Here is a 21,833-nt window from a genome sequence, read left to right on the forward strand (position 1 = left end):
GGAGGTTTGAATGGGTGGAACAACGAAGGTGGCGGCAACGGCGGGCGACGGGAAGTCTGGCGAGGCGCTACCGCCGCCCGTAGCCGTCGATCTGCGCGAACTGGCGGCGGCTGTGCTAGCGGATTCGATGTTCATCGGACTTGTGCGCGACGGTCTGCGCGAGATCCTCGACGAACCGGTGGCGCGGCTCGAAGCGCAGCTCAAGATGTTCACTGACGCGATCGGCAGCGATCCCGAAACGATCGCCAAGGCGCTGTCCACCGATGCCATTGCGGTGGAGGTTCTGCCGAACCTGCTGGCGCACGAAGATTTCGTCGCGGGCGTCGGCAATCTGATCACGGCGCGGCTCGCGACCGATGATTTCGCCGGGCAGCTCGTCGTGCCGATCAGCGAATATCTCGACAAGCAACTGCCCGAGCTGGTCGCGGCGGCGATGCCGGATACGCCGGAGAAGGCGGCGGCGCGGCGGGTCGAGGAAGCGCAGGCGGCGCAGGATCGGCAGCAGCGTGCCGACCGGCGCGCGGCGCGCGAGCGCGAGCGGGAAGCTGAAAAGGTCGCCGAGGAACGCGCGGGCCGCAAGGCCGAGGCGCGCGACCGCCGCACGGCGCTGACCACCTTGCCCGAGGATGAAACCGAGTTGGCGCTGTACCGCGTCGCGGTCGATCTGGCGACGGTCGCGCGCGGCAGCCTGCTGCTCGACGATGGCACGGTGCTGTCGATCGATTTCGCGCGCGACGTGGCGGCGAGCGAGCTGCGCCCCGTGGAGGGCAGCAACGGGCTGCTGCTCAAGGCGGCGGCGATCGACATCGGGCAGGGCATGCCGGAGCCGTTCCGCATCGAAGCGGCGCTGCTGGTGCTGGAATGCGGCGAGGGCCATCGCGTGCTGCGGTGCCCGATGCAGTCGCCGCTGACCGTGGGCGGCGGCGCGGTCGCGCAGCTGGGGGCCGAGAGCCTGCTGTTCCGCCCGATCTGATCGAAATGGTGTGCGGAGTTAGGCCTTTCGCCGCGCGCCAGGGGGAGGGCGGGGGACAGCGGCCCTCCCCCAGAAGCATCCGTGCCGCGCGGTTCTGCGGCGACACAACAGGAAGCAGGTAACATGCGAAAGCTGACAGACCATATCGTCAACCCGGCCAATGATCAGCTTGTGATCACGGCGCGCGACGAACCCGGTGCGGGTGGCGCGCAGCACCTGTACATGATCGAGGGCTTCGACACTTCGACCAACCCGTCATGTCCGTTTGTCGAGCGCCACGGTGCGCCGGCCCAGCATGCGACCGTGCTTTTCCAGAACGGGCCGATCAACGAAGTCGGCGTCAATGGCGTGACGCAGGAAGCCCTGCTGGCGATCGTAGCGGACCGGCTGCGCTCGTTTCAGGCCGGGCCATATGCGTGCCGCGAAAACGCGCTCGCGCTGACCAAGATCGAGGAAGCGCAGCATTGGCTGCAGCAGCGCACCTTGGAGCGCATGCGTCGCGGCGTCGAGGGCACGCACGCCAAGTAATTGTCACGGGGGAAGGCATATGTTCGACGCCAAGGAAGCACTTGCAGCGCAGGGCCGAATGGAGCTGGGACGCTCCAATTTCGACCAGCAATGGCAGGAGGCGGCGGAGCTTTGCCTTCCCCGACAGGCCGATTTTCCGATTGGCGGGCAGCGCCAGCAGGGCGAGAACCGCAGCAACCAGATTTTCGACGAGCATGCGCAGCAGGCGGTCGATGACGGGGTGAGCGTGTTCGAGGGCTGGGTGAAGCCCAAGGGCCAAATCTGGCAGCTGCTGACGCCGCCCGACGACGAGCTGCTGCGCTATCAGCATGTCGCGGCGTGGTATGAGCGGATTTCGCATCGGCTGCACAAGCTGCGCGCGAGCGCCTTGAGCGGCTATGATCAGCAGAGCAACGAGTCCGTCTATTCGCTGATGGCGTTCGGCAACCAGGCCATGGAGGTCGAGCCGCGCCGCGATCCGGTGTCGAAGGCGATCGTCGGCCTGCGCTATCGCAGCGAGCATATCGGACGCGTGTATATCGAAACGGACTGGCAGGGGCTGCCGTCGCGGCGCCATGTCAAGTTCACGCTGACCGGGCCGCAGGCGCTGGAGCGGTTCGGACGCGCCGCGCTGGAGCGCGCGCCGCTGGTGCTCAAGGCGGCGCTGGCCAATGACGATCAGCAGCGCAGCAAGCCGTTCGAGTTTCTGCGCGTGCTCAAGCCGAACACCGCGATCGACAGCAACCGGCTGGACTGGCGCGGCAAGGTGTGGGTCAACGGGTTCCTGTCGATCGAGGACCGCAGCTTCGTCGAGGAAGGCGGCTATCGCTCGCCGCCGCTGATCTATTCGCGGTTCCGGCAGTCGCCGACGGAAGATTACGGGCGCGGGCCGGGCACGGACGTGTTGCCAGCGATCAAGGCTGCGCAGGCGGTGATGATCGACGTGATGGCCGCCGCCGAGCTGGGGCTGCGTCCGCCGCTGGGCGCGCCCGATGACGCGACCGACATGCTGATCAACTATATCGCGGCCGAGATCACCTATGGCGCGGTCGATCGGCGCGGCAATCAGCTGGTAAAGCCGCTGTTCGAGGTCGGCGAAATGCAGGGCGCGCTGGCGGTGATGGAGATCATCCATCGCGTCATCGACCGCGCATGCTTCCGCCACCTGCTGATGGTCAATCAGGACATGAAGAGCCATGTGACCGACAGCCAGATCTACGAGCGGTTGCAGGAAAAGGGCGTGCTGCTGTCGCCGATGGGCCGGCAGGAAACCGAGTGGTTCACGCCGATGCTGGACCGCGAAATCGACATCATGGACATGATGGGCGAGTTCGACGACATGCCCGGCGAAGTGATCGAGGCCGGCGGGCTGTTCGGCACCGAATATGACAACCCGCTCAACCGCGCGCTGAAAGCGGCGCAGGCAGGCGGCTATTTCCGCGCGCTCGACAAGGTTGTGGCTGTTGCGCAGTATGACCGCACCGCGCTCGACGCGTTCCTCGAAGAATATCCGATCGCCAAGGCGGTGCTGGGCATCGGCAAGATCGAGGGCATCCCGGCAAGCTGGCGCGCGACCGCCGCCGAGAAGCGCGCCGCAGCGGCGGCACGCGAGCAGCAGCAGCAGCTGCAGCAGATCCAGCAGCTGGGCGAATCGCTCGAGCCGGTGACGCGCGTCGCGGGCGAATTGTCGGGCGCGCTCGATGCCGCATGACGCGCCGATCGCGAAGCTGTTGGGTCAGAACAGCGAGGGTCAGAAATGGTCGATCAAGCAGGAGATCGCCAAGCTGGTCAGCACAAGCCGGGACGCGCGCGAGTGTTTTTGCGGCGAGGATGGCGAGCTGACGCCCGCTGCCGAGCGCATCTTCGCGAAGCTGGCCAAGGCGGCCGAGCTCAACAAGATCGGGTTCGAGCCGGACGCGCGGCGATCTGACTACCAGAAGGGGATGCAGGACTGCGTTCGCCTGCTGGCCGGGATGGTCAAGCTCGACACGCAACGGCTCGAAGAGCTGCAACGCAGAGTGGGAGACAGGTAACATGAACGATGTGACGGGCGGCGCCGGGGGCGCTGCGGGCGGGGATGGCGGCGCGGGCGCCGGTGGCGCAGGCGCGGCGGCGATCGCCGGTGCGGGTGGCGGCGAAGGCACTGGCGGTCAGGCCAGCGGCGGTGCCGCGCCCAGCTGGCGCGATGACTTGCCCGAGACGATCCGCGGCGATGCGAGCCTCGCCAACTTCGCCGATATCGGCGCGCTGGCGCAAGGCTATATCGAGACGAAGCGTACCGCTTCGGAGCGGATCGACGGTTACAAGACCGACGAGGGCTTGAAGAAGTTCGGCGAAATCGTGCGGCCCGCTACGGCGGCGGACTATGAGATCAGCGTGCCGGATGGCTTTCCGACCAAAAAGGCGGATGCGTTCCGCGACTTCGCGTTCGGCATAGGCATGCCGCCGCAGTGGGCGAAAGCCATCGTGGACTTCAACAACGAGCAGGATGCTGACGACCTGAGAGCCGCCGAGGAAGCGAGCCAGGCCGACGTAGACCAGCTGCGCAATACGATGGGCGCGGACAAGTTTGACACCAGCCTGCAGGCGGTTCGGCAAATGCTCGAAAAAAGCGGCGTCGAGCTCGCGGCCGAGGATATGGCGCACCTCGACACCAAGATCGGCAGCAGCAACCTGCTCAAGTGGATGTTCGACATGGCGGCACGCGTCGGCGATCCGGGGCCGGTGGAAGGCGCGGGCGGCGCGAGCGGCGGCGGGCAGGCGATGACGCCCGAAGCCGCGTCGTCGCGGTGGGACGTGGCGGTGAAGGATGCCAACTGGCGCAAGCAGGCGCAGATCAAGGGCACGCCCGAATTCGCCGAATCCGAGCGGCTGCAGAACCTGATCGCGCAGGGACGCGCGCGCAAAACCTCTTGACAAAGTAAACGTTCCGTAGCTTTTTCACGGGGCCGGTTCGGGGGGATCGGCCCCATTTTCCCCCGAGAATGCCGCTCCGACTTCCCGCGCCGCCGACGCGGACCCGAGTGCTACGCCGCTAAAAGATGCGGCCGACGACGCGGGGCGTTCCCGCGAGAGCGGACCCGGCCAATTGGCCCGCCTTCCCGCTCGAAAAGCAACATATCGTTGATTTTTGAGCGGAGGTTTCGATGCCTGAATGGCAAGACACGATGGCGACGACTGCTTTCGAGAAGGCAGTCGATTTTCAGCTGAACGAACTCGGCGTCGAGTTCGAGGGTATGTGCGATTTCAAGGGCGGCATGACGGACGAAAAGGTCCAGATCACCGACCGGTTCAGCGACCTGCCCTATGACGAAGTCGAGGACCGGCTGGGCAAGACCGACCTGCCCGAGTCCGAAGTCGAGCGGCGCTATATCCACATGCCGAACCGGCTGCGCACCGGCACGTATCTCGATCCCGACGATCAGATGGCGACGCAGATTCCGCTGGCAAGTCCGCTGGCGATCGGCGTTGCGCGGGGGATTAAGATCGCGCGCAAGGATCGCTTCCTGCTCGGCTTCCACGGCAACGCCTATACCGGCAAGACCGGCACCACGGCAGTGCCGTTCAAGTCGGCCAACGTGTTCGCCGCGGACTATGGCGAGACGGCGACGCAGTATAAGGGGCTCACGCTCAAGAAGCTGCGCGCGCTGCGCAAGAAGGCACGGCAGCTGCTGATCGATCCCAGGGATCCGAGCAACAAGCTGCACATGGGCATCACGGCGGAAGAGATCGAGGACCTGCTCGAAATCGACCAGTATATCAGCCGCGATTACAACCCGGACAGCCAGACCCGCAAGCCGATGTCGGAAGGCGCCAAGCAGGCGCTGCAGGACGGCGAGCCGACCGACTTCCTGGGCATCCACTTCGTGCCGATGGAATTCACCAATGCCCGCGCGTTCCCGAAGTCGGCGGCGCTGGGCCTCAACGGCAGTGGTCATCGCCGCTGCCCGGTGTGGATTCCCAAGGGCATGTCGGGCCGCCAGTGGCAGGGCATCGAGACGCACCGCGACCAGCGGCCGGACATGAACCATGCCTGGCAGTTCACCGCCTACACGAAGCTCGCTTACTCGCGGAACAACGAGGATCTGGCGTTCATCGTCGAGTGTGCGGACTGACCCCTACCGGCGGGGCAGCGGCCCCGCCGGCAACCTAAGAAGGTAGCAAGATGGCTGATGGTTACGGCAACAACCGCACCGGTGCGAGCGATGGCACGCTGCCGGTCCCCGTCAAGATCCCCGGCGCCGTCAATGGCGGGCGGGTCGCGTCGTTTTACGAGAAGTTCGACCTGTCGAAGGCGAACGTCCAGAAGGTGGCCACCAACCGCAATCTCGTCGGCGAGGTTCCGGTGGGCCACCGCCTGCTCTCGATCAAGGTCCGCTCGTCGGTATCGCTCACCACTTCGCAGCTCAAGTTCGGCGATGGCAGCGACGACGACAAGTTCGGCGTGGCCGCCGCCTATGGCACGACTGCGGAAGTCGAGAAGGAATATCTGCTCGTCGCGCAGCAGGGCGAGCCGCTCACGGCCGATACGAAGATCTGGATGACGCACACCACGGCGGACCTGCCCGGTGCCGGCCTCGTCACGGTCGAGGTGCGGACCTCGGCACGCGGCTGACCGAACGGCGCGGGGTTTACCTGTTGCCCCGCGCCTAGCGCCGCCCGCCACGCCTCTTTCCGGGGGGATCGAGAAACGGCGGGCGGCGCTTCCATTTTGGGGGAGTGCCGCCTGTGGCCGATACGCCAGCACCAAGCCTGCCGGGCAAGCGCGTCGTGATGAACAAGACGCTGCTGTTGCTGGGATCGTCCAAGCGGGTGAGCAATACCGACGATTCGACCGACGCCGACACCGAGAGCCTCAACATCCTGTGGGGCATCGCGCGGCGCGCGGCGCTCGCGCTGCATCCGTGGAACTTCGCGCTGACGCGCAAGAAGATCGACCGCGAAGATGCCGCGGTCAGCGAGGTCGGCCCGGCCTATTCGTACAAGCTGCCGCTGGAATGGGTGTGCTGGTTTCCGTGGAGCCGGGACAGCGAATATTATTTCGAGGCGGTCGAGGAAGGCGGCTTCCTGCTGTGCGACAGCGCGGGGCCGCTGGTGGTGCGCGGCGCGCTCGACGTGGACGTGCCGGCGAAATGGTCGCCGCTGTTCGTCGATGTGATGGCCTATACGCTGGCGGTCGAGTTCTGCCACGGCAAGACGCAGCTGGTCGGCCTGCGTGACCGGCTGACCCATGAGCGCGCCGAGAAGCTCGACGAAGCCTATCGCGTCGATGGCCGCGCGACACCGAACCGCCCGCGCCCGTCGCATCATAACAGCGGCTGGGCCGGTGCGCGCTATCGGTCGCTCGGGGTGCGGCGCTGATGGCGTTCGTCACGCCCGCGCAGTCGAGTTTCAACGGCGGCGAGCAGTCGCCGCGGATCCTGTCGCGCATCGACCAGAGCGTGCGGTCGATCGCGGTCAAGTCGATGTCGGGCTGGCTGCCGCTGCTGTCGGGGGTGGCGGAGGCGTGCCCCGGCACGATCTTCGTCGCCAAGGCGAAGGGGCCGTGCCGGCTGATCCCGTTCGAGTTCCAGCGGACGCAGGGCTATCAGATCGAGCTGGGCCATCTCTACGCGCGCTTCTACACCAATGACGCGCAGATCATGGACGGCGACGATCCGGTCGAGATCGTGACGCCATGGACGCTCGCGCAGGCGCGTGAGCTTTACTATCACCAGTCGCTGGACGTGCTGTATTGCGCGCATCGCGAGGTGCCGCTGCATGTGATCAAGCGCATCGGCGCGGACGAATTCGTGTGCGAGCCCTATGCGCTGCAAAACGGGCCGCTCGACCTGCGCAATGCCGATCGCGCGGTGACGGTCAGCGCGAGCGCGACCACGGGCACGGTGACGGTCACCGCCAGCTCGGCGCTGTTCGCGGCGGGCGATGTCGGCGGGATCATGGAAATCGAAAGCCCGGCGTTCGGGACGATCCCGGCGTGGGAAGCGGGCATGTCCACCGCGGGCGGCGCGTTCTGCCAGAGCAACGGCAACGTCTATGAAAATACCGGCGGCGCGACGCGCACGGGCACGGTGGCCCCGATCCATGTCGAGGGCACCGAATATGACGGGATGGGCGGCACGGACGTGAACAGCAAGGGGCCGTATGGCGCGGCCTGGACGTTCGTGCACAGCATGTTCGGGCTGGTCGAGTTCACCGGCTATGTCAGCGCCACCGAAATGGAGGCGACGGTGCTGCAGACGCTGCCCTCGACCGCCGCCAGCTGGCGGTGGAGCTTCGGCGCGTTCAGCGACCGGCGCGGGCATCCCGGCGTCGTCGGCGTGTGGCAGGAACGGCTGATCCTGTGCAAGGATCATGTCGCCTATGGCAGCGTGGCCGGTGCGCTCGACGATTTCGCGCCGCGCAACGAGCTGGGCGATATCAGCCGCGATCAGGCGTTCCGCTATCCGCTGCCGAGCGGCGAGACGATCATGTGGGTGCTCGACGATCTGCAACTGGTCGCCGGCACGGACAAGGCCGAGCATGTGATCTTCGCGGCGAGCGCCGGGCAGGGCGCGGGGCCGGGCAATCTCGACCGCAGCGTGCCCGCCGACAATGGTTCGCGCGCGGCGCGGCCGGTGAAGATCGGCGGGCGCGCGATCCATATCGATGCGTCGTGCGAGAAGGCGATCCAGCTGGCCTATGACAGCAATCGGCTGTTGCGGGCGGAGTCGCCCGACCTGACGCGATTCGCCGAGCATATCGGCGAGGGCGATTACGAGCTGGTCGAGATGGCGTGGCTCAAGCTGCCGCAGCGGCATCTGTGGTTCCGCTGCGAGAACGGCACGCTGGCGGTGATGGGCTATGAGCCCGACGAACAGTTCATCGGCTGGGCGCCGCGCACGCTGGGCGGGGGCATGTTGGCCAGCAGCATCAGCACGAACACCGATCCGACCGGCAAGCATGCGCAGCTGTGGATGTCGGCGGAAGCGGACGAGGAAGTGTGGGTGCTGCGGATGCCGCGCGTGCGGCGCGTGCGCGACAGCGGCGAACAGGTGATGACCGACGCGGCTGTGCGGCGGACGGGGGCGGCGAGCGCTCTGGTGAGCGCACCGCATCTGGCGGGGCGCACGGTCGATATCTGCGCCGATGGCCGCCCGCTGCTGAATGCGGTTCTGGATGGCGATGGCGAGTATATGATGCCGTTCGAGGCCGAGGATGTGATCGTCGGGCTGACGGTGCCCAACGAGCTCGAGTTCGTGCCGCCGGTCGGCGGGAGCGACAATGGCCCGGCGCTGGGCAAGCAAAAGCGCGCGCACCGGATCGACCTGCACGTGCTCAACAGCGACGAACTGGAGGTCGAGTGCCAGGGCAGCATCGATCGCATCAACCTGTTGCGGCAGGAACGCGCGTTCGACGTGTCGATGCCGCTGTTCTCGGGGCGGCAGCGGATCGAGCCGGCGGGCGACTATGACGGCGACATGGCGATCAAGGTGCGACGCATCTATCCGCGCCCCTCGACGCTGGCGATCGTGATGCCGTTCTATGAGAGCGCCCAGGCATGATCGTTATCAGCGAGTTCGCCGCCGCCGACGCCGATGCGATCGACCTGCAGCCGATGCAGGCGGCGGATCGGATGGCAGGCGCGATCTATGAGAACGGGCCGGGCTGGACGGTGCGCGACGGCGACGGGCGCATCCTCGCCTGTCTCGGCTTCCTGCTGGCGGGGCCGTCCTATCGCATCGCGTGGGCGATGCTGGCGCTCGGCAAGCGCAACGCGCTCGTGCCGATCTCGCGCACGATCCGGCGGCTGCTCGACGGCGCGGGGTGGAACCGGGTGGAGATGCTGACGCACGCGGATTTCGCCGAGGCGGCGCGCTGGGCCGAGCTGCTGGGGTTCGAGCTGGAAGGCGTGAAGCGCAAGGCGCTGCCGGATGGCGGCGATCTGCTGGTGTGGGCGCGTATCGCAAAAGGGGAAGAGTGATGGCGGCCGGGGCACCTTTGATCGCGGCGCAGGCGGCGATGCAGCTGATCGGCGGGATCGAGGAACGCGGGCAGCTGCGCGGCGAAGCGCGGGCGCTCGACGAGAATGCGCGCGTGACCGAGACGCAGGGCGCGTATGACGCGGTGGATGCGCTGCGCGCGGCACGGATGCAGCAGGGCGAGGACATCACCGCGGCGGCGGCGGGCGGGGCGAGCCTGACCGGATCGATCGGCGACATGCTGTTCCAGCAGGCGGTGGAATACCAGTATCAGGCGATGTCGATCCGGGCCGAGGCCGGGATGCGCGCGCAGGGGTTGCGGCAACAGGCGCAGGGCAAGCGACGCGCGGGCGATGCGGCGCTGTTCGGCGGGGTGCTGCGCGCCGGCGCGAGCGCGATCGAGGGCGTGCGCGCCGAGCGATCGGCGTCGCGGCTGGAGGCGGCGGAAGCGCGAGGCCGGGCCAGTGCGCTGGCGCCGAGCGGATCGATCCCGGTGCCGCGCCAGACCGGGCCCTTCACGTGGAGCGACAGCGAGACCGGAAAATGGGGCGGGCCGGCGCGCCGCAGCCAGAGCGTGGGGATTCGCTGATGGCGCTGACCCCGCAGCTGGCGCAGGGGCCGCGCCTGGGTTCGATTCCGCTGCCCGAGCGCGGGCCGTCGATCGCCGAAGCCGCGGCGACGATCCCGCAGGCGCTGGCCAACGCTAATGCGCGCGACCGGCAAGTCGATGCTCGCGAAGCGCAGATCGCGCATGAGATCGCGTTGCGCGAACAGGCCGACCGGCGATCGACGCAGGTCAGCCAGGGCATCGTGGCGATGGAGGAAGGCCGCGTCGCGTTCGAGCGGCGGCGCGACGATCTGCGCAAAACCGGCGACCTGACGGGCTATCGCGGCGAGGCCGACAAGGCGTGGGGCGAGTGGTCGGCGGAATTTCTGGCCGCGCTGCCCGCCGATCCCGAGGTGCGCCAGCATTTCACCGCGCCGCTGGCCCGGATGGGCGCGACCTTTGCGCGCGACGACGATGCATGGCTTGGCGGGCAGAAAGCGGGGCTGGACGCGCAGGCGCTGACGCAGCTGGCCAATTCGCACGCGGTGGCGGCGATGGGCGGGTACAAGGATGCCGCCGCGATCGAGGAACGGCGCAAGACATTCGTCGAATTTCTGGACACCAAGCGGCTCGATCCCAACCGCCGCGCGCTGGCGCTCGACGCCTACGAAAAGGCGGTGCGCAGCTCGGTCATCGACGGGGCGGAGAATGCCGGGGACGTGGCGGCGATGCGCGCGTTCGGGGCCGATGCCAGCTTCATCACCGTGCTGGGCAAGGACTATGCGGACACTGTGAACGACCGTGCCGGGGCGGTCGAGCGCGCGCAGGCGGTGCAGGCGCGGGCGGCGGCGGCGGCGGCGGAAGAGAAGGCCGGCGAAGCGATGGCGGCGCTGTCGCAGACGATCGAGATCGGCGGCACGGTGGCGCAGAAGGATGCCGAGGCGGCGATCGCGGCGGCGCGCGCGGCGAAGGTGCCCGAGGATCGCATCATCGCGTTCCAGGGCAAGCTGGCGACGCAGAGCATCAACAAGGCGTTCGGCCCGGCGGCGGACCCCGATGGCAGCAGGACGCGGGCCGAGCTGATGTCGCTCAACCGCACCGCGCAGCAGCGCGAGCTGACCAGCGACGAGAGCATCCGGCATCAGCGGCTGACCGCGCTGCAGGGCAAGCGCCGCGCGGACGATGCCGCGCTGCTCAAGCCGATGGCGAACAAGACCGCGCAGGGCGATCTGACGGTGCTGGGCGAGCTGCGCGGGCGTAGCCGCGACGAGCGGTTCGCGGTGGCCGAGGAAGTGCGGCCGGGGCTCGGCTATATCGGGCTGCTCGATGGCGCGACGCGGCAGGCGGCGCTGGAAGGCTATTACGACCTCAAGGCCAATCCCGACCTGATCAAGACCAAGGGCAAGAATGGCGGGCTGACCGACCCGACCAAGGCGGCATTCCGCGCACATCTGGGCGTGACGGCGGGGCAGATGCCGGAAAGCGCGGTCGAATCCTATCGCGGCGTCGCCAACGCGATCTATGCCAAGCTGCAGAAGGATGGCGGGCAGAGCGGGTGGGATGCCCGGCTGTATGCGCATGCCGTCAACAAGGCGATGGGCGCGCGCAAGGGCGATGACGGCGTGTGGCGCGGCGGCATCGGGCTGGTCGGCAACCGGCACGTCTGGCTGCCCGATTGGGGCAGCGCACGCGATGTCGAGGCGATGATCGCGCGCAACCCGTTCGCCAATGCGACCTATGACGGCACGCGCGCGGTGGACAAGCGCGACGTGATGGCGAATTTCACGCCGGTGCTCGACGCGGGCGGCGGCCCCGGCGAGCCGGCCTATTATGTGTTCATCAACGCCGCCGGGCAGGAACTGAAGCGCAAGGGCACGCGCGAATCCTATCGCTTCATGCTCGTGCCGGGCGCGCGCTGATGGGCCTGCCTACGCAAGCCCGGCGGCTGCCGCGCAACCGCCCCGGTGCCGAACCGCCGCCGCCACCCGCACCGGGGTTTTTCGAAGGTGTCTATGCGTCGGCGCGCGCGCCCGATGCACGGGCGATGCGCAATGCCCGGATCGACGAAGCCGAACAGGATGCGATTGCCGATGTCGCGCAGCGGCTGATCGCAGAGGGCGTCGATCCGGCGAGCCTGCGCCGCCAGAATTGGGCCGAAGGGTTTCAGGACCGGCTGCGCGGCACGTGGTCGGTCGATGCGGTGCTGGGCGAAGCGGCGAAGCGCCGCACGTCGAACCCCAAGGTCTATGGCGCGATCGAGGTCGATCCGGTGAAGTTCCGCGCGGCGATCGCCGCGCCGATCGACCCGGACTATCGCGATGTGCTCGACACCGCCGAGCGCGCGACCACGGCGCAGTCGATCGTCGGCGGATTGTGGGGCGGCGCGGCGGAACCCGAGAATGTCGCGACGATGGGCATCGGTGCGGGCGGCAAGGCGATCGCCGAGACGATCGTGCGCAACGTGGTGCTGCAGAGCCGTGTCGAGGCGGTCAGCGCGGTGCCGCGCGCGCTCGACAAGGCGGCGCGGGGCGAGGACACCAGCACGGGCACGTTGCTGGCGGAAAGCGCTATGGGCATTGCCGGTGCGGGCGTGCTGTCAGGCGTGGGCAAGGCGGTCGAGCTGGGTGTGCCCAAGGCGGGCGACGCGCTGGCGTCGGGCCGCGAGCGCGCGATCGCGGCGCTGTGGGACCGGCTGCCCGAAACGGTGCGCGCCAAGTGGGGCAGCGCGGCGAAACTGCCCGACGACGAGCTGCCCGGCCTGGCCGAGCTGGTGATCGGGCGCGACAACCTGACCGTCGACGAAAAGGCCGCGATCGACGTGCTGACGCGCGAGGCGGAGATCGAGCGCGGCAACCCGTTCATTCCCGATGGCGCGGGGGTGGCGGCGCACCGAGAGGGGCTGGGCGAGGCGATGCGTCGGATCCTGTCGGCGATGCCGGATGCGCCGCCGGTCAAGCCAGCGCTGCCGAGTGGAAGCCCGGTGCCGCGGCTGCGCGGCGGAACGGCGATCGGCACGGGCACGGTGGGCGTCGAGGGCGGGACGGTGCTGAAATCGCGCATCCGCACGGTCGAGAGTGGCGGCAGCAATGTCGCGAAGAACCCGAACAGCAGCGCGCTGGGGCCGTATCAGTTCATCCGCTCGACGTGGCTGACGCTCTACAAGCAACGCTTCGGCGCGAGCGAGGGCGACGATGCGATCGCGGCGAAGCGCACCGATCCCAAGATCAACGAGCTGCTGATCGACGATCTGATCGGGCTGAACGCGCGGGCGTTGCAGCGCGCCGGTCATGCCGCCGATGCGGGCAACCTGTATCTGGCGCATTTCGCGGGCGAGGCGGGTGCGCGCAAGCTGTTGGGGGCCGATCCAAATGCGAGCGCGGCGAGCGTGCTGGGGGCGGGCGTGATCCGCGCCAACCCGTTCCTCGCCAGGATGACGGCGGGCGACGTGGTGCAGTGGGCGCATCGCAAGATGGGCGGAGCGCACGCCGATGTGGCGAGCGGCGCGCCCTCGATCCGCGACCGGGTGCAGGAGGAGCTGGAGGCGGCGGAAGCCGATCTGGCGCGGCTCGACGACGAAGCCGGGACCGCGCCCCAGATTCGCGACATCCTCGACGAGGTGGCCGACGAAGCGGCGGTGCCGGGGGACGATATCGATCTGCCCGTCTTAGACGGACCCGCTGTCGCGCCCGTGCAAGGCGTGCCGGTCGAAGTGCTGGCGACGATCCCGCCGCTGCGCGGCATCGTCAGGGACCGTTCGCGCTCGCTCGCGAAGATCGACGACATTGCCGCCGAGCTGGGCGTCACCAAGGATCAGGCGCGCACCGCGTTGCTGCACCTCGTCGGCCAGGGCGAGCTACGCCAGAACCGCAAGACGGGGCATTTCATGCGCCCGCCGGCCGAAGGGCCGCTGGACATCCTCAAATGGCTGGCGCGGCGCGGCGGGCTGCATCCGAGCGGGGCGCGCGGCGGCGGCGCAGGCGGCTTCGCGGGTCACGGGCTGGGCAAGGCACAGATCGTCAACGGCAAGCGCGTCGGCGGGCGCGACATGGACAGGTTCGTGCCCGGCGCGGGTCCGCTGCTGCGCGATAGCGGCATGGGGCTGGACGAAGCCGCCGAGCAGCTGTGGAGCGAAGGCTATTTTCGCCAGCGGCCGAGCGAGGCCGAGCTGATTGACGTGCTGGAAGATGCCGTTCAGCGCGGCAAGAAGTTCTATCCGATCGGCGACGAACCCGAGCTTCCCGCGCCGTTCATGGACAAGGACGGGTGGCAGCCGGGCGAACGCGAGTTCTATGAAGCCGGGATCGCGGACGCCGCCGACGAGCTGGGCGTGGCGCTGGATGACGACGCGGTGGCGGCGATCACACGGCTGCGGCGCGGGACCGACATCGATCCGGCCAGCGCGATCGCGCTGCACGTCAATCAGGAAATGGAAGCTGCCCGCTGGGACGCGCTGGCGGAATCCGACGAAATCGACTATGAGGCAATGTATGGCGACCTCGATCCCCAATCTCGAAGCGAAGGTGCTGATCGCGGAGAAGGCGGCGGCGGATTCGCGGCTGACGCCGGAGACGCGGGCGCGCAACGCGCGGGTGGCGACGATGGGGCGGCAGCTGCTCAACTCGGGCAAGCACGGCTAGCCGAGTTCGACGATCCGCACGGCAGCGGTGCTGATGCGCAAATCGAGAGCGTCGCGCATGACGTGCGCGCCGATCCCAATGTCGCCGCGAAGCTCAAGCAGCAGGCCGAGCTGAAGGCGGCGTCGCCGATGCAGGCGAAGGTCGATCAGGAAAGCACGATCGGCGCGCCGCTGTTCGATGCGGTCGATCAGTTCGGCTTTCGCCTCGACGACGAAGGCGACGTGATCAATCCCGCCGACCTGCTTGCCGACATCGATGCCGACGATGCGGCGCTCAACATCATCAAGGATTGCCTCAAATGAGCCTGGGCGTCTGCGTCCCCGACCTGATTGCGCGCGGCAAGATCGGGGAGAAACATGCGGGCGAAGTGCGCGCGCTCTACGACGATCTGCTGCGGCAATATGACGGGCGGATGGGGCGCGAGGCGGCGGAGGCGCTGGCGACGCAGCAGGCGCTGGCAGCGTGGGAAAAGGGGCTGAAACAGGGGCGGCGCGAGAAGCTGCTGCAGCTCAAGCGCCAGATGGCGATGCTGGCGGAAGCGCGCACCGGCTATCGCGGCGCGGACCCGCAGGGCGTGATCAGCGGCAAGGCGATGGAAGCGTTTCTCGCCTATGACGGGCGCGCCAGCTACGCCAATGTCGAGTATCGCGAAGAAGCGATCCGAAAGCTGGCGCTGGGGCAGCTCTATGGGCTGCTGGAACGGCATCGCGCGGACCTGCTGGGCAATGTCCGGCACAAGAGCGACCTGCTGGACGTGGTGCGCGAGCTGTTCGGCGGCGACACCGGCAACCTGAATGCGCGCGAGATCGCGGGCGCGTGGCGCGAGACGGCCGATGGCCTGCGCCAGCGCTTCAACGCCGCCGGCGGATCGATCGGCAAGCGCGAGGATTGGGGGCTGCCGCAGAGCCATGACGCGCAGCGGGTGGGCAGTGTGACGCCCGAGGCGTGGATCGGCGAGGTTCGACCGATGCTCGACCGCGCCAAGATGCTCGACGAGCGCACGGCGCTGCCGCTAACCGATCAGCAGCTCGATGTGCTGCTGCGCGACGTTTACGAGAACATCGTCAGTGAGGGCTGGGTCGGACGGCAGCCGGGGCGCGCGGGCGCGAAGATGCTGGCGAACCGGCGCGCCGAGCATCGCGTGCTGCATTTCAAGGATGCCGAGACGTGGATCGGCTATAACGACAAGTTCGGCCAGGCCAGCCCGTGGGATGCGATGATGGGGCATGTGCGCGGGATGAGCCGCGACATCGCCTTGATGGAGGTGCTGGGGCCGAACCCGGCCGCGACGGTGCGGTGGATGAAGGATGTCGCGACCAAGGACGCGATGACGCGCGGCACCAATGCGGACCGGCGCCGCGCCAAGAAGTCCGCCGACATGATCGACCGGCTGTATGGCGTGATCAGCGGCGATGCCGATCAGGTGGGCAGCGAGACGTTGGCGCATCTGGGGTCCGCGCTGCGCAACTGGCAGGCGGCGACGAAGCTGGGCAGCGCGGTGATCGCGTCGATGTCGGACGCCGGCACCGCGACGCTGACGCGCCGCATGAACGGGCTGGCGGCGCTGACGCAGCTGACCGACATGGCGGGGCAGCTGAGCCTGATCGATCCCAAGGCGCGGGTGACGGCGCGGCGTATGGGCATCATCGGCGACGAGTTCACGGGGCGCGCGGCCGGGGCAGGCCGGGTGATGCTCGACGAGCTGACCGGCGGGCGGCTTTCGACCAGCAGCGAGGGCGTGCGCGGGCGGATTCGGCACGGGGCGCAGCTGGCGAACGAGAGCACTCGGCGGCTGGCGGACGGCACGCTGCGCATCTCGGGCCTCAATGCCTGGACGCAGGCAGGCCGCGAGGCGATGGGCAAGGAGTTCGCCGCAACCTTTGCCGAGCGCGCCGACACCGCGTTCAATGATCTGCCCGAGGCGTTCCGGGGCTTCTTCGAGCGCTATGGCATGGGGTCGCGCGAGTGGGACACGCTGCGCGCGACCGCGCCGAACAAGGCGGGCGGCTATGACGCGATCTGGCCGGCGATGGTGGCCGACAAGGGCGTCGGCACGCGCGTGATGGAAGCGATGCTGACCGAGATCGATTTCGCAGTGCCGACCGGCGGGCTGCGGCAGCGCGCGATCGTCGGCGGCTACAAGCGCGGCACGATCATGGGCGAACTGGTCCGCACCGGATTCCAGTTCAAGATGTTCCCGGTGACGGTGATGGTGATGCACGGCATGCGCATGCTTGACCAACCGAGCGGCTGGCGCATGGCGAAATATGGCGTCGGCTTCCTTGCCGCTACGACGCTGATGGGCGCGCTGGCGGTGCAGGGCGCGGAGCTGGTCAAGGGCCGCGATCCGATCGCGCTGCTCGACGACGAGGGCGGGCTGCGCACGGATTTCTGGTGGAAGGCGATGCTCAAGGGCGGCGGGCTGGGCGTGTTCGGCGATGTCGTCAACGCCTCGACCAACCAATATGGGCAGGATGTCGGCGACCTGACCGCCGGGCCGGGTTTCGGGACGATCCAGAATGTCGCGGACCTCGCCTGGGGGCGCAAGGCCAAGGACGCCGAGGGCAACGATGTCCGCGTGCATGACGTGGCGCGCTTCCTCAAGCGCGAAACGCCAGTGATCGGCTCATTGTGGTACACGCGCGCGGCATGGGAGCGGATCGCGCTCGACCAGCTCGGCGAGCTGCAGCATGAAAGCTATGCCGACAGCTATGGGCGCCTCGAAAAGCGCGCGCGAGAGGATGGCACCGCTTATTGGATGCCGCCCGGTGTGCGCGGGCCGGTGCGTGCGCCCGATCTGCTGGGTGCATCGCCGGACGGCGAGCCGATTGACGGCGAAGAACCGCAAATGTAAACGCATAGTTGTTTTTAGGCGCGCGGTTTCCCCCCGGTCCAAGCGCCCTGACCGTGACAACGGGGGACGGGCATGGCGGTTGAAGTTGCCTACGAGCCGAAGGCTTACGTCTCTGACGGCAGCTTGACCGCACGAACGATCGAATGGCCGCTGCGCCAACCATCCGACTTGATCGTCACCGTCGATGACCACGCGCGAACGCTGAATGCCGATTTTGAAGTAAACGGAACGTATCCTTCGCAGCAGATCGTGCCGCTGGCAGGGTTCGCCGCCGATGGCGAGACGGTGCGCTATCGCCGCGCCACGCCGATCGAGCAGGGTTATGCGATCACCGGGCAGAGCCTGTCGCGCACCTCGCTGGAAGCGCAGCTCGACCTGCAGGCGATGGCCGCGCAGGAGGCCGCGGCTGACTTGTTGCGCGCGCCGCTCGCACCCTATGGCGGCGCGGGCGGAGGGTTGTTCCCGACCCCGGATGGCGATGGCGGGTGGGCGCTGACGCCAAGCGGTCCCGGCGCGGCTGGGCCGGCTGGGCCGACCTTTCTGACGCTGGCGGCGTTTCGCGCCGCGCCGGTCACGAACCGCAAGCAGGCGCTGCTCGATCCGGCCTACCCGTCCGGCGATTATTATTTCGAGACGGCGAACGCGCCATATGCCGAGACGCTGCCTCTCGTAATCAAGGCCGACAGCATGGCGTTGAGCGTCGGCGCGTGGGTGCAGCAGACCGACGAGTCGATCACGAGCCGAGACACGCGGTTTGAGCATGCACCCGCGCTTGCGTTGCGCAAATGGATTGAAGGCGGCGTCGTCAACGCCAAGCAGCAAGCGCTGCCCGCGAACTTCGATCACGATACGGACGATGCCTGGGAGCATCTGCAAGAGCTGGCCGAGGACATGGAAGCGCTCGGGTCGCGCAACACGATCCTGCTGCCGACAGCTGATACCTATCGGATCAGCCAGCAGCTCGCATTCGGCGCGAACAAGGGCAGCGGCATCATGGGGTTCGGCCCCGGAAAGCCGATCATCTCCTGGGTGGGCGCCACCCTTGATCCCGAGACGCAGGACGATGCGTCGGGCGCGATGATCACCTGGGGCGGTTCCGACCACGCCTGGGGCGGGATCAAGGACGTGGTGCTGTTCGCCAACAGCAAGGCCGTCCACTGCCTTTATGTCGAGGGCGACATCACGCCGGGGTTCAAGATCGACGATGTGCATGGTCAGCATGCGCTGCTCGATATCGTTTCCGTCGCGACCGCAGGTTCGTCGGCGTCGCCCGTCAACATGATCATCAATGCGTTGACGGCGTACCCCTACATCCCGACCGGGTTCGATGGCGTCAACGCGGTCTGCGGACGGAGCGTCCTGCGGTTCCGCCTCAACGGCAGCGTCGGCCAGATCACGGTGCGCGATGCGAACATCGACAACGGCGCATACAGTTTCGTGGATATCGATTTCCCTGATGACTTAGCAGGCATCGACTTCCTGTTCGAAAACAGCCGCTTCGAGCAGAACCGGTCCAACGGTGACATCATCACCTTGAATTACGCCAGCGGTGTCAGTGCGCCGGGCACCTTGACCTTCCGCAACTGCAAGCACGCGCTTGGGGCGGGCGGGTCGAGCACGACTAATTTTGTGCGCAATACCTCGGGTTCGGCAAAGCGCCCTGACATCCTGTTCGATCCGCTGCTGACGAACGATGCGCTGACGAACGTCTACAAGGATGATTTCGACAGCGGCAAGACCGTGCCCTACGCGCTCGCTGATCATTTCCGGAAGCGGTTCGAGATCGAGCATTCGCGCAGCGTGACGTCGGGCGCCTTTCCGTCGATCAGCCGGTCGCATGGCGTTGAGAACGTCATCGACGCCACCGCGACGCCGACCGCGATCACGAAATACGATCAGGACAAGCGCTTCACCAATGCGTTCGTCGGCGGGGGTGGTGCCATCACATTTACGCTGCCCGCCGTCGCGACTGTCCCGATCGGCTTCAAGCTCAGCTTCACCGCCGTCCTCGCCGCCGCGATCACGCTCGACGCCAACGCGTCCGAAACCATCAACGCAGGAACGACGCTCGTTTCATCCGGCAGCGTCGGGGACAGCGTGACGATCGAGCGCTCGGCCGGCGGCGGCTGGGTCACAACGGTCAAGGCGGGGTCGTGGACATGAACTTTATAGACTGCAAGGTCGTCGACGGCGCCGCTGGTGGGGCGACGATCCGCGTTCCTCTGACCGATGGCGCACCGTCCGCAACGTTGACACTCGCTGGCGACACCTACGAGCGCGTCGAAAACGCGTCCGGTGGTTTCGATTACCGCAAGGCCGGGCAGCCGGAAGATGGCTGACGTGAGCGGCAGCGACATGGCGATCGGCGGCGGCGCATTTGCCGCCAGCTGGGCCGGCCTCAAATGGCTGGCCGAGTTCCTAACGAATCGGACCGACAAGCGCGATGCCGATCGCGACGCGCGCGCCAAGCAGCGCGCTGCCGAACTCGATGCACGGGAAGCTAAGCTGGATGCGCAAGAGGCGGCCAAGGTGACGGCGCTGGAAGGCAGGCTCGAAGCCCTTGAGAAGAAGCAAGAGCAGCAGGGCGAAGAACTCGAACGCTATCGCCGCGTGATCGATATTCTGGTCGCGAAGGTGGCGCGCGAGGATCCTAACGCGCCGGAGCTGCGGCAGGTCGCATCGCTGCTAGGTCCGCTGTGGCCGATCCACCTGCACGCGCCGCCCGACATGGCGGACCTGATCGACAAGCTCAACAAGATCGACTGACGGGGAGACGGGGAATGGGCGCGTTCAATCATGCGGCGTTCATGCGGGAGTGGCGGCACCGGCAGGGGGTAATTCCCGCGCCGCTGTATCGCGACGTGATGGCAGCGCTCGAAGTGGGTTTCGGCACGGCGCTGCCGACCAGTGCGAGCGCGCATCCGAGCGACCCGCCATGGCTGGTCGAGGCGCGCAAGGACATCGGGCTCAAGGAAACGCCCGGCAAGGCGCACACGCCGCGCATCCTGCAGATGCTGGCATTCGTCTCATACCCGTTCAGCGACGACGAGACGCCGTGGTGCGGTACGGCCATGGCGGCCTGGATGAAGCAGGCCGGCATCGTGCCGCCAAAGCAGGGCTTTCGCGCCGCCAGCTGGACGGATTGGGGCGTGGCCTGCGCTGCCCAGCTGGGCGCGATCGGCGTCAAGAAGCGGCCCGGCGGGAACCATGTGTTTCAGATCGTCGGCGAGACGGCAGACAAGCGCTTTTTCAAGGCGCTGGGGGCCAACCAGAAGGACATGGTCAACATCATGGACGTGGCGAAGGCGGACGTTGACGCGATCCGCTGGCCCGCCGGTATCCCCGAACGCAACATCCCGCTGCCCGGCATGCCCAAGGGTGTGATCTCGAAGGACGAAGCGTGAGCGCGCGCCGCTGGCTGCCGCGTGACTGGCCGCCGCGCGACTGGCGGATGCTGCTGGCGCTGGTGTTCCTCGCGGGCGGCGGTGTCGCTGTGACACTGCTGGCCGGCGCCGCGCTATATTCGATCGGCTGGATGCAGTGGCCGGCGAAGGTCGCCCCCGAACGCATCCGCTGGCTAGGCTATTTCGGGCTCGTCGCGCTCGGCCTGATCGCGATCGTGCTGACCAGCTTCGGTTTCGTGCTCGGCCGGCGGGCGTGGAAGGTGAAGGCCGGCGCGTTCGACGCCTCGGCGGTCGGCGGCGAGGAAACGGCGCCAGCGGGCGCGATCGGGGGCGAGCGTGACTAGGCGTCCCGCCACGCTCGCCGACCGGCGCGCGGCGCAGCGGCAACAGGCCGCCGTCAGCACCGCCATCGTGCAGAGCGCCAGCGCTTCGGCGGTCGCCGCCGAGCAAGTCGAGACGCTCGGCGAAACCGTCAACACGGCACAGGCCGAGATTGCCGAGCTGCAGGGGCAATATGACGAACTGCGCGGACGGGTCGAAGAGTTGGAGCCGGATTGAGGATTCGAGTCCGCGCATGGGGCGCGGCCGGATGGGGAGAAACGAGATGAGGCGATTGCTTGTCCTGGCGTGCGTGGGCGCGCTGTTGACGGCCTGCACCACGGGTCCACCGCCAAAGCTGGCGGTCGATCCGGTGGCGATCGATGCGAAGATCGAGAAGGCGGCGCAACGGTTCGAGGCGGTGAAGGGTTTCGCCGAGCTGCTGCTGCCGTTCGTCGGCGACACGATGCAGGCCAATGTGCGTGCGGGCATCCGCGTGGTCGAGACGGCGATCGCCGCGGCGCGCGCCGCCAGCGATTCCGCAAGCCGGCTCGCGGAGATCGACCGCGCGCGCCGCGAAACCGAACGCATCGCCGGATTTGTGGGCGTGCCGCCCGACCAGTGACGCATGC

Annotated in this window: 21 protein-coding genes; all 21 read left to right on the top strand. The window is 67.7% G+C overall.

Features of this window, described 5'->3' with window-relative positions:
- The first annotated feature begins 10 nt into the window (after positions 1 to 10).
- The 21 genes from M9978_RS08325 (at position 11) to M9978_RS08425 (ending at position 21,826) form a co-directional block, all read left to right on the top strand.
- Positions 11 to 973, top strand: a complete 963-nt coding sequence (locus M9978_RS08325; protein WP_254292562.1) for a hypothetical protein — start codon at positions 11 to 13, stop codon at positions 971 to 973.
- A gap of 123 nt (positions 974 to 1,096) precedes the next feature.
- Positions 1,097 to 1,501, top strand: a complete 405-nt coding sequence (locus M9978_RS08330; protein ID WP_254292563.1) for an Acb2/Tad1 domain-containing protein — start codon at positions 1,097 to 1,099, stop codon at positions 1,499 to 1,501.
- Between the two features lie 19 nt (positions 1,502 to 1,520).
- Positions 1,521 to 3,191, top strand: coding sequence for a portal protein (locus M9978_RS08335; RefSeq protein ID WP_254292564.1), 1,671 nt, complete (start codon positions 1,521 to 1,523; stop codon positions 3,189 to 3,191).
- Entirely contained in the window at positions 3,181 to 3,513 is a 333-nt protein-coding gene (locus M9978_RS08340) for a hypothetical protein (protein WP_254292565.1), read from the top strand. Before M9978_RS08335 ends, M9978_RS08340 begins: the two co-directional genes overlap by 11 nt.
- 1 nt (position 3,514) lies before the next feature.
- On the top strand, positions 3,515 to 4,396 hold the full coding sequence (locus tag M9978_RS08345) for a hypothetical protein (RefSeq protein ID WP_254292566.1): 882 nt from the start codon (positions 3,515 to 3,517) through the stop codon (positions 4,394 to 4,396).
- 230 nt (positions 4,397 to 4,626) lie between these two features.
- On the top strand, positions 4,627 to 5,595 hold the full coding sequence (locus tag M9978_RS08350) for a phage capsid protein (protein WP_254292567.1): 969 nt from the start codon (positions 4,627 to 4,629) through the stop codon (positions 5,593 to 5,595).
- A gap of 50 nt (positions 5,596 to 5,645) precedes the next feature.
- Entirely contained in the window at positions 5,646 to 6,095 is a 450-nt protein-coding gene (locus M9978_RS08355) for a hypothetical protein (RefSeq protein ID WP_254292568.1), read from the top strand.
- Between the two features lie 113 nt (positions 6,096 to 6,208).
- Positions 6,209 to 6,841: a phage connector family protein gene (locus M9978_RS08360; protein WP_254292569.1), complete on the top strand. Its 633-nt coding sequence runs from the start codon at positions 6,209 to 6,211 to the stop codon at positions 6,839 to 6,841.
- Positions 6,841 to 9,024, top strand: a complete 2,184-nt coding sequence (locus M9978_RS08365; protein ID WP_254292570.1) for a phage tail protein — start codon at positions 6,841 to 6,843, stop codon at positions 9,022 to 9,024. The genes M9978_RS08360 and M9978_RS08365 overlap by 1 nt, the downstream gene beginning before the upstream one ends.
- The gene (locus tag M9978_RS08370) at positions 9,021 to 9,443 is read left to right on the top strand and encodes a hypothetical protein (RefSeq protein ID WP_254292571.1); all 423 of its coding nucleotides are present in this window, start codon (positions 9,021 to 9,023) and stop codon (positions 9,441 to 9,443) included. The genes M9978_RS08365 and M9978_RS08370 overlap by 4 nt, the downstream gene beginning before the upstream one ends.
- Complete coding sequence (locus M9978_RS08375) at positions 9,443 to 10,030, top strand: hypothetical protein (protein WP_254292572.1); 588 nt, start codon at positions 9,443 to 9,445, stop codon at positions 10,028 to 10,030. Before M9978_RS08370 ends, M9978_RS08375 begins: the two co-directional genes overlap by 1 nt.
- A complete protein-coding gene (locus M9978_RS08380) occupies positions 10,030 to 11,907 on the top strand; it encodes a hypothetical protein (protein ID WP_254292573.1) in 1,878 nt (625 codons plus the stop codon). Before M9978_RS08375 ends, M9978_RS08380 begins: the two co-directional genes overlap by 1 nt.
- Positions 11,907 to 14,927 (top strand): hypothetical protein, encoded by a 3,021-nt coding sequence (locus M9978_RS08385; protein WP_254292574.1) that lies wholly within the window; start codon positions 11,907 to 11,909, stop codon positions 14,925 to 14,927. The genes M9978_RS08380 and M9978_RS08385 overlap by 1 nt, the downstream gene beginning before the upstream one ends.
- Positions 14,924 to 17,479 (top strand): hypothetical protein, encoded by a 2,556-nt coding sequence (locus tag M9978_RS08390; protein WP_254292575.1) that lies wholly within the window; start codon positions 14,924 to 14,926, stop codon positions 17,477 to 17,479. The genes M9978_RS08385 and M9978_RS08390 overlap by 4 nt, the downstream gene beginning before the upstream one ends.
- 72 nt (positions 17,480 to 17,551) lie before the next feature.
- Entirely contained in the window at positions 17,552 to 19,642 is a 2,091-nt protein-coding gene (locus M9978_RS08395) for a hypothetical protein (RefSeq protein ID WP_254292576.1), read from the top strand.
- Positions 19,633 to 19,818 carry a hypothetical protein gene (locus tag M9978_RS08400; protein ID WP_254292577.1) on the top strand — a complete coding sequence of 62 codons (186 nt, stop codon included), beginning with the start codon at positions 19,633 to 19,635 and terminating at the stop codon, positions 19,816 to 19,818. The genes M9978_RS08395 and M9978_RS08400 overlap by 10 nt, the downstream gene beginning before the upstream one ends.
- Entirely contained in the window at positions 19,811 to 20,245 is a 435-nt protein-coding gene (locus M9978_RS08405; protein WP_254292578.1) for a hypothetical protein, read from the top strand. The genes M9978_RS08400 and M9978_RS08405 overlap by 8 nt, the downstream gene beginning before the upstream one ends.
- A gap of 14 nt (positions 20,246 to 20,259) precedes the next feature.
- A complete protein-coding gene (locus M9978_RS08410; RefSeq protein ID WP_254292579.1) occupies positions 20,260 to 20,883 on the top strand; it encodes a TIGR02594 family protein in 624 nt (207 codons plus the stop codon).
- Positions 20,880 to 21,227: a hypothetical protein gene (locus M9978_RS08415; RefSeq protein WP_254292580.1), complete on the top strand. Its 348-nt coding sequence runs from the start codon at positions 20,880 to 20,882 to the stop codon at positions 21,225 to 21,227. Before M9978_RS08410 ends, M9978_RS08415 begins: the two co-directional genes overlap by 4 nt.
- Complete coding sequence (locus M9978_RS08420) at positions 21,220 to 21,441, top strand: hypothetical protein (protein ID WP_254292581.1); 222 nt, start codon at positions 21,220 to 21,222, stop codon at positions 21,439 to 21,441. Before M9978_RS08415 ends, M9978_RS08420 begins: the two co-directional genes overlap by 8 nt.
- Positions 21,442 to 21,487: 46 nt before the next feature.
- The gene (locus tag M9978_RS08425; protein ID WP_254292582.1) at positions 21,488 to 21,826 is read left to right on the top strand and encodes a putative periplasmic lipoprotein; all 339 of its coding nucleotides are present in this window, start codon (positions 21,488 to 21,490) and stop codon (positions 21,824 to 21,826) included.
- The last annotated feature ends 7 nt before the right edge of the window (positions 21,827 to 21,833 follow it).

Source organism: Sphingomonas tagetis (genome assembly GCF_024211275.1).
Classification (GTDB): domain Bacteria; phylum Pseudomonadota; class Alphaproteobacteria; order Sphingomonadales; family Sphingomonadaceae; genus Sphingomonas; species Sphingomonas tagetis.

Coding starts and splice junctions, on each gene's coding strand:
- M9978_RS08345 (WP_254292566.1), top strand. CDS start 3,515: ATGAACGATGTGACGGGCGGCGCCGGGGGCGCTGCGGGCGGGGATGGC.
- M9978_RS08425 (WP_254292582.1), top strand. CDS start 21,488: ATGAGGCGATTGCTTGTCCTGGCGTGCGTGGGCGCGCTGTTGACGGCC.
- M9978_RS08330 (WP_254292563.1), top strand. CDS start 1,097: ATGCGAAAGCTGACAGACCATATCGTCAACCCGGCCAATGATCAGCTT.
- M9978_RS08355 (WP_254292568.1), top strand. CDS start 5,646: ATGGCTGATGGTTACGGCAACAACCGCACCGGTGCGAGCGATGGCACG.
- M9978_RS08340 (WP_254292565.1), top strand. CDS start 3,181: ATGCCGCATGACGCGCCGATCGCGAAGCTGTTGGGTCAGAACAGCGAG.
- M9978_RS08350 (WP_254292567.1), top strand. CDS start 4,627: ATGCCTGAATGGCAAGACACGATGGCGACGACTGCTTTCGAGAAGGCA.
- M9978_RS08375 (WP_254292572.1), top strand. CDS start 9,443: ATGGCGGCCGGGGCACCTTTGATCGCGGCGCAGGCGGCGATGCAGCTG.
- M9978_RS08390 (WP_254292575.1), top strand. CDS start 14,924: ATGAGCCTGGGCGTCTGCGTCCCCGACCTGATTGCGCGCGGCAAGATC.
- M9978_RS08380 (WP_254292573.1), top strand. CDS start 10,030: ATGGCGCTGACCCCGCAGCTGGCGCAGGGGCCGCGCCTGGGTTCGATT.
- M9978_RS08335 (WP_254292564.1), top strand. CDS start 1,521: ATGTTCGACGCCAAGGAAGCACTTGCAGCGCAGGGCCGAATGGAGCTG.
- M9978_RS08410 (WP_254292579.1), top strand. CDS start 20,260: ATGGGCGCGTTCAATCATGCGGCGTTCATGCGGGAGTGGCGGCACCGG.
- M9978_RS08395 (WP_254292576.1), top strand. CDS start 17,552: ATGGCGGTTGAAGTTGCCTACGAGCCGAAGGCTTACGTCTCTGACGGC.
- M9978_RS08385 (WP_254292574.1), top strand. CDS start 11,907: ATGGGCCTGCCTACGCAAGCCCGGCGGCTGCCGCGCAACCGCCCCGGT.
- M9978_RS08405 (WP_254292578.1), top strand. CDS start 19,811: ATGGCTGACGTGAGCGGCAGCGACATGGCGATCGGCGGCGGCGCATTT.
- M9978_RS08325 (WP_254292562.1), top strand. CDS start 11: ATGGGTGGAACAACGAAGGTGGCGGCAACGGCGGGCGACGGGAAGTCT.
- M9978_RS08365 (WP_254292570.1), top strand. CDS start 6,841: ATGGCGTTCGTCACGCCCGCGCAGTCGAGTTTCAACGGCGGCGAGCAG.
- M9978_RS08370 (WP_254292571.1), top strand. CDS start 9,021: ATGATCGTTATCAGCGAGTTCGCCGCCGCCGACGCCGATGCGATCGAC.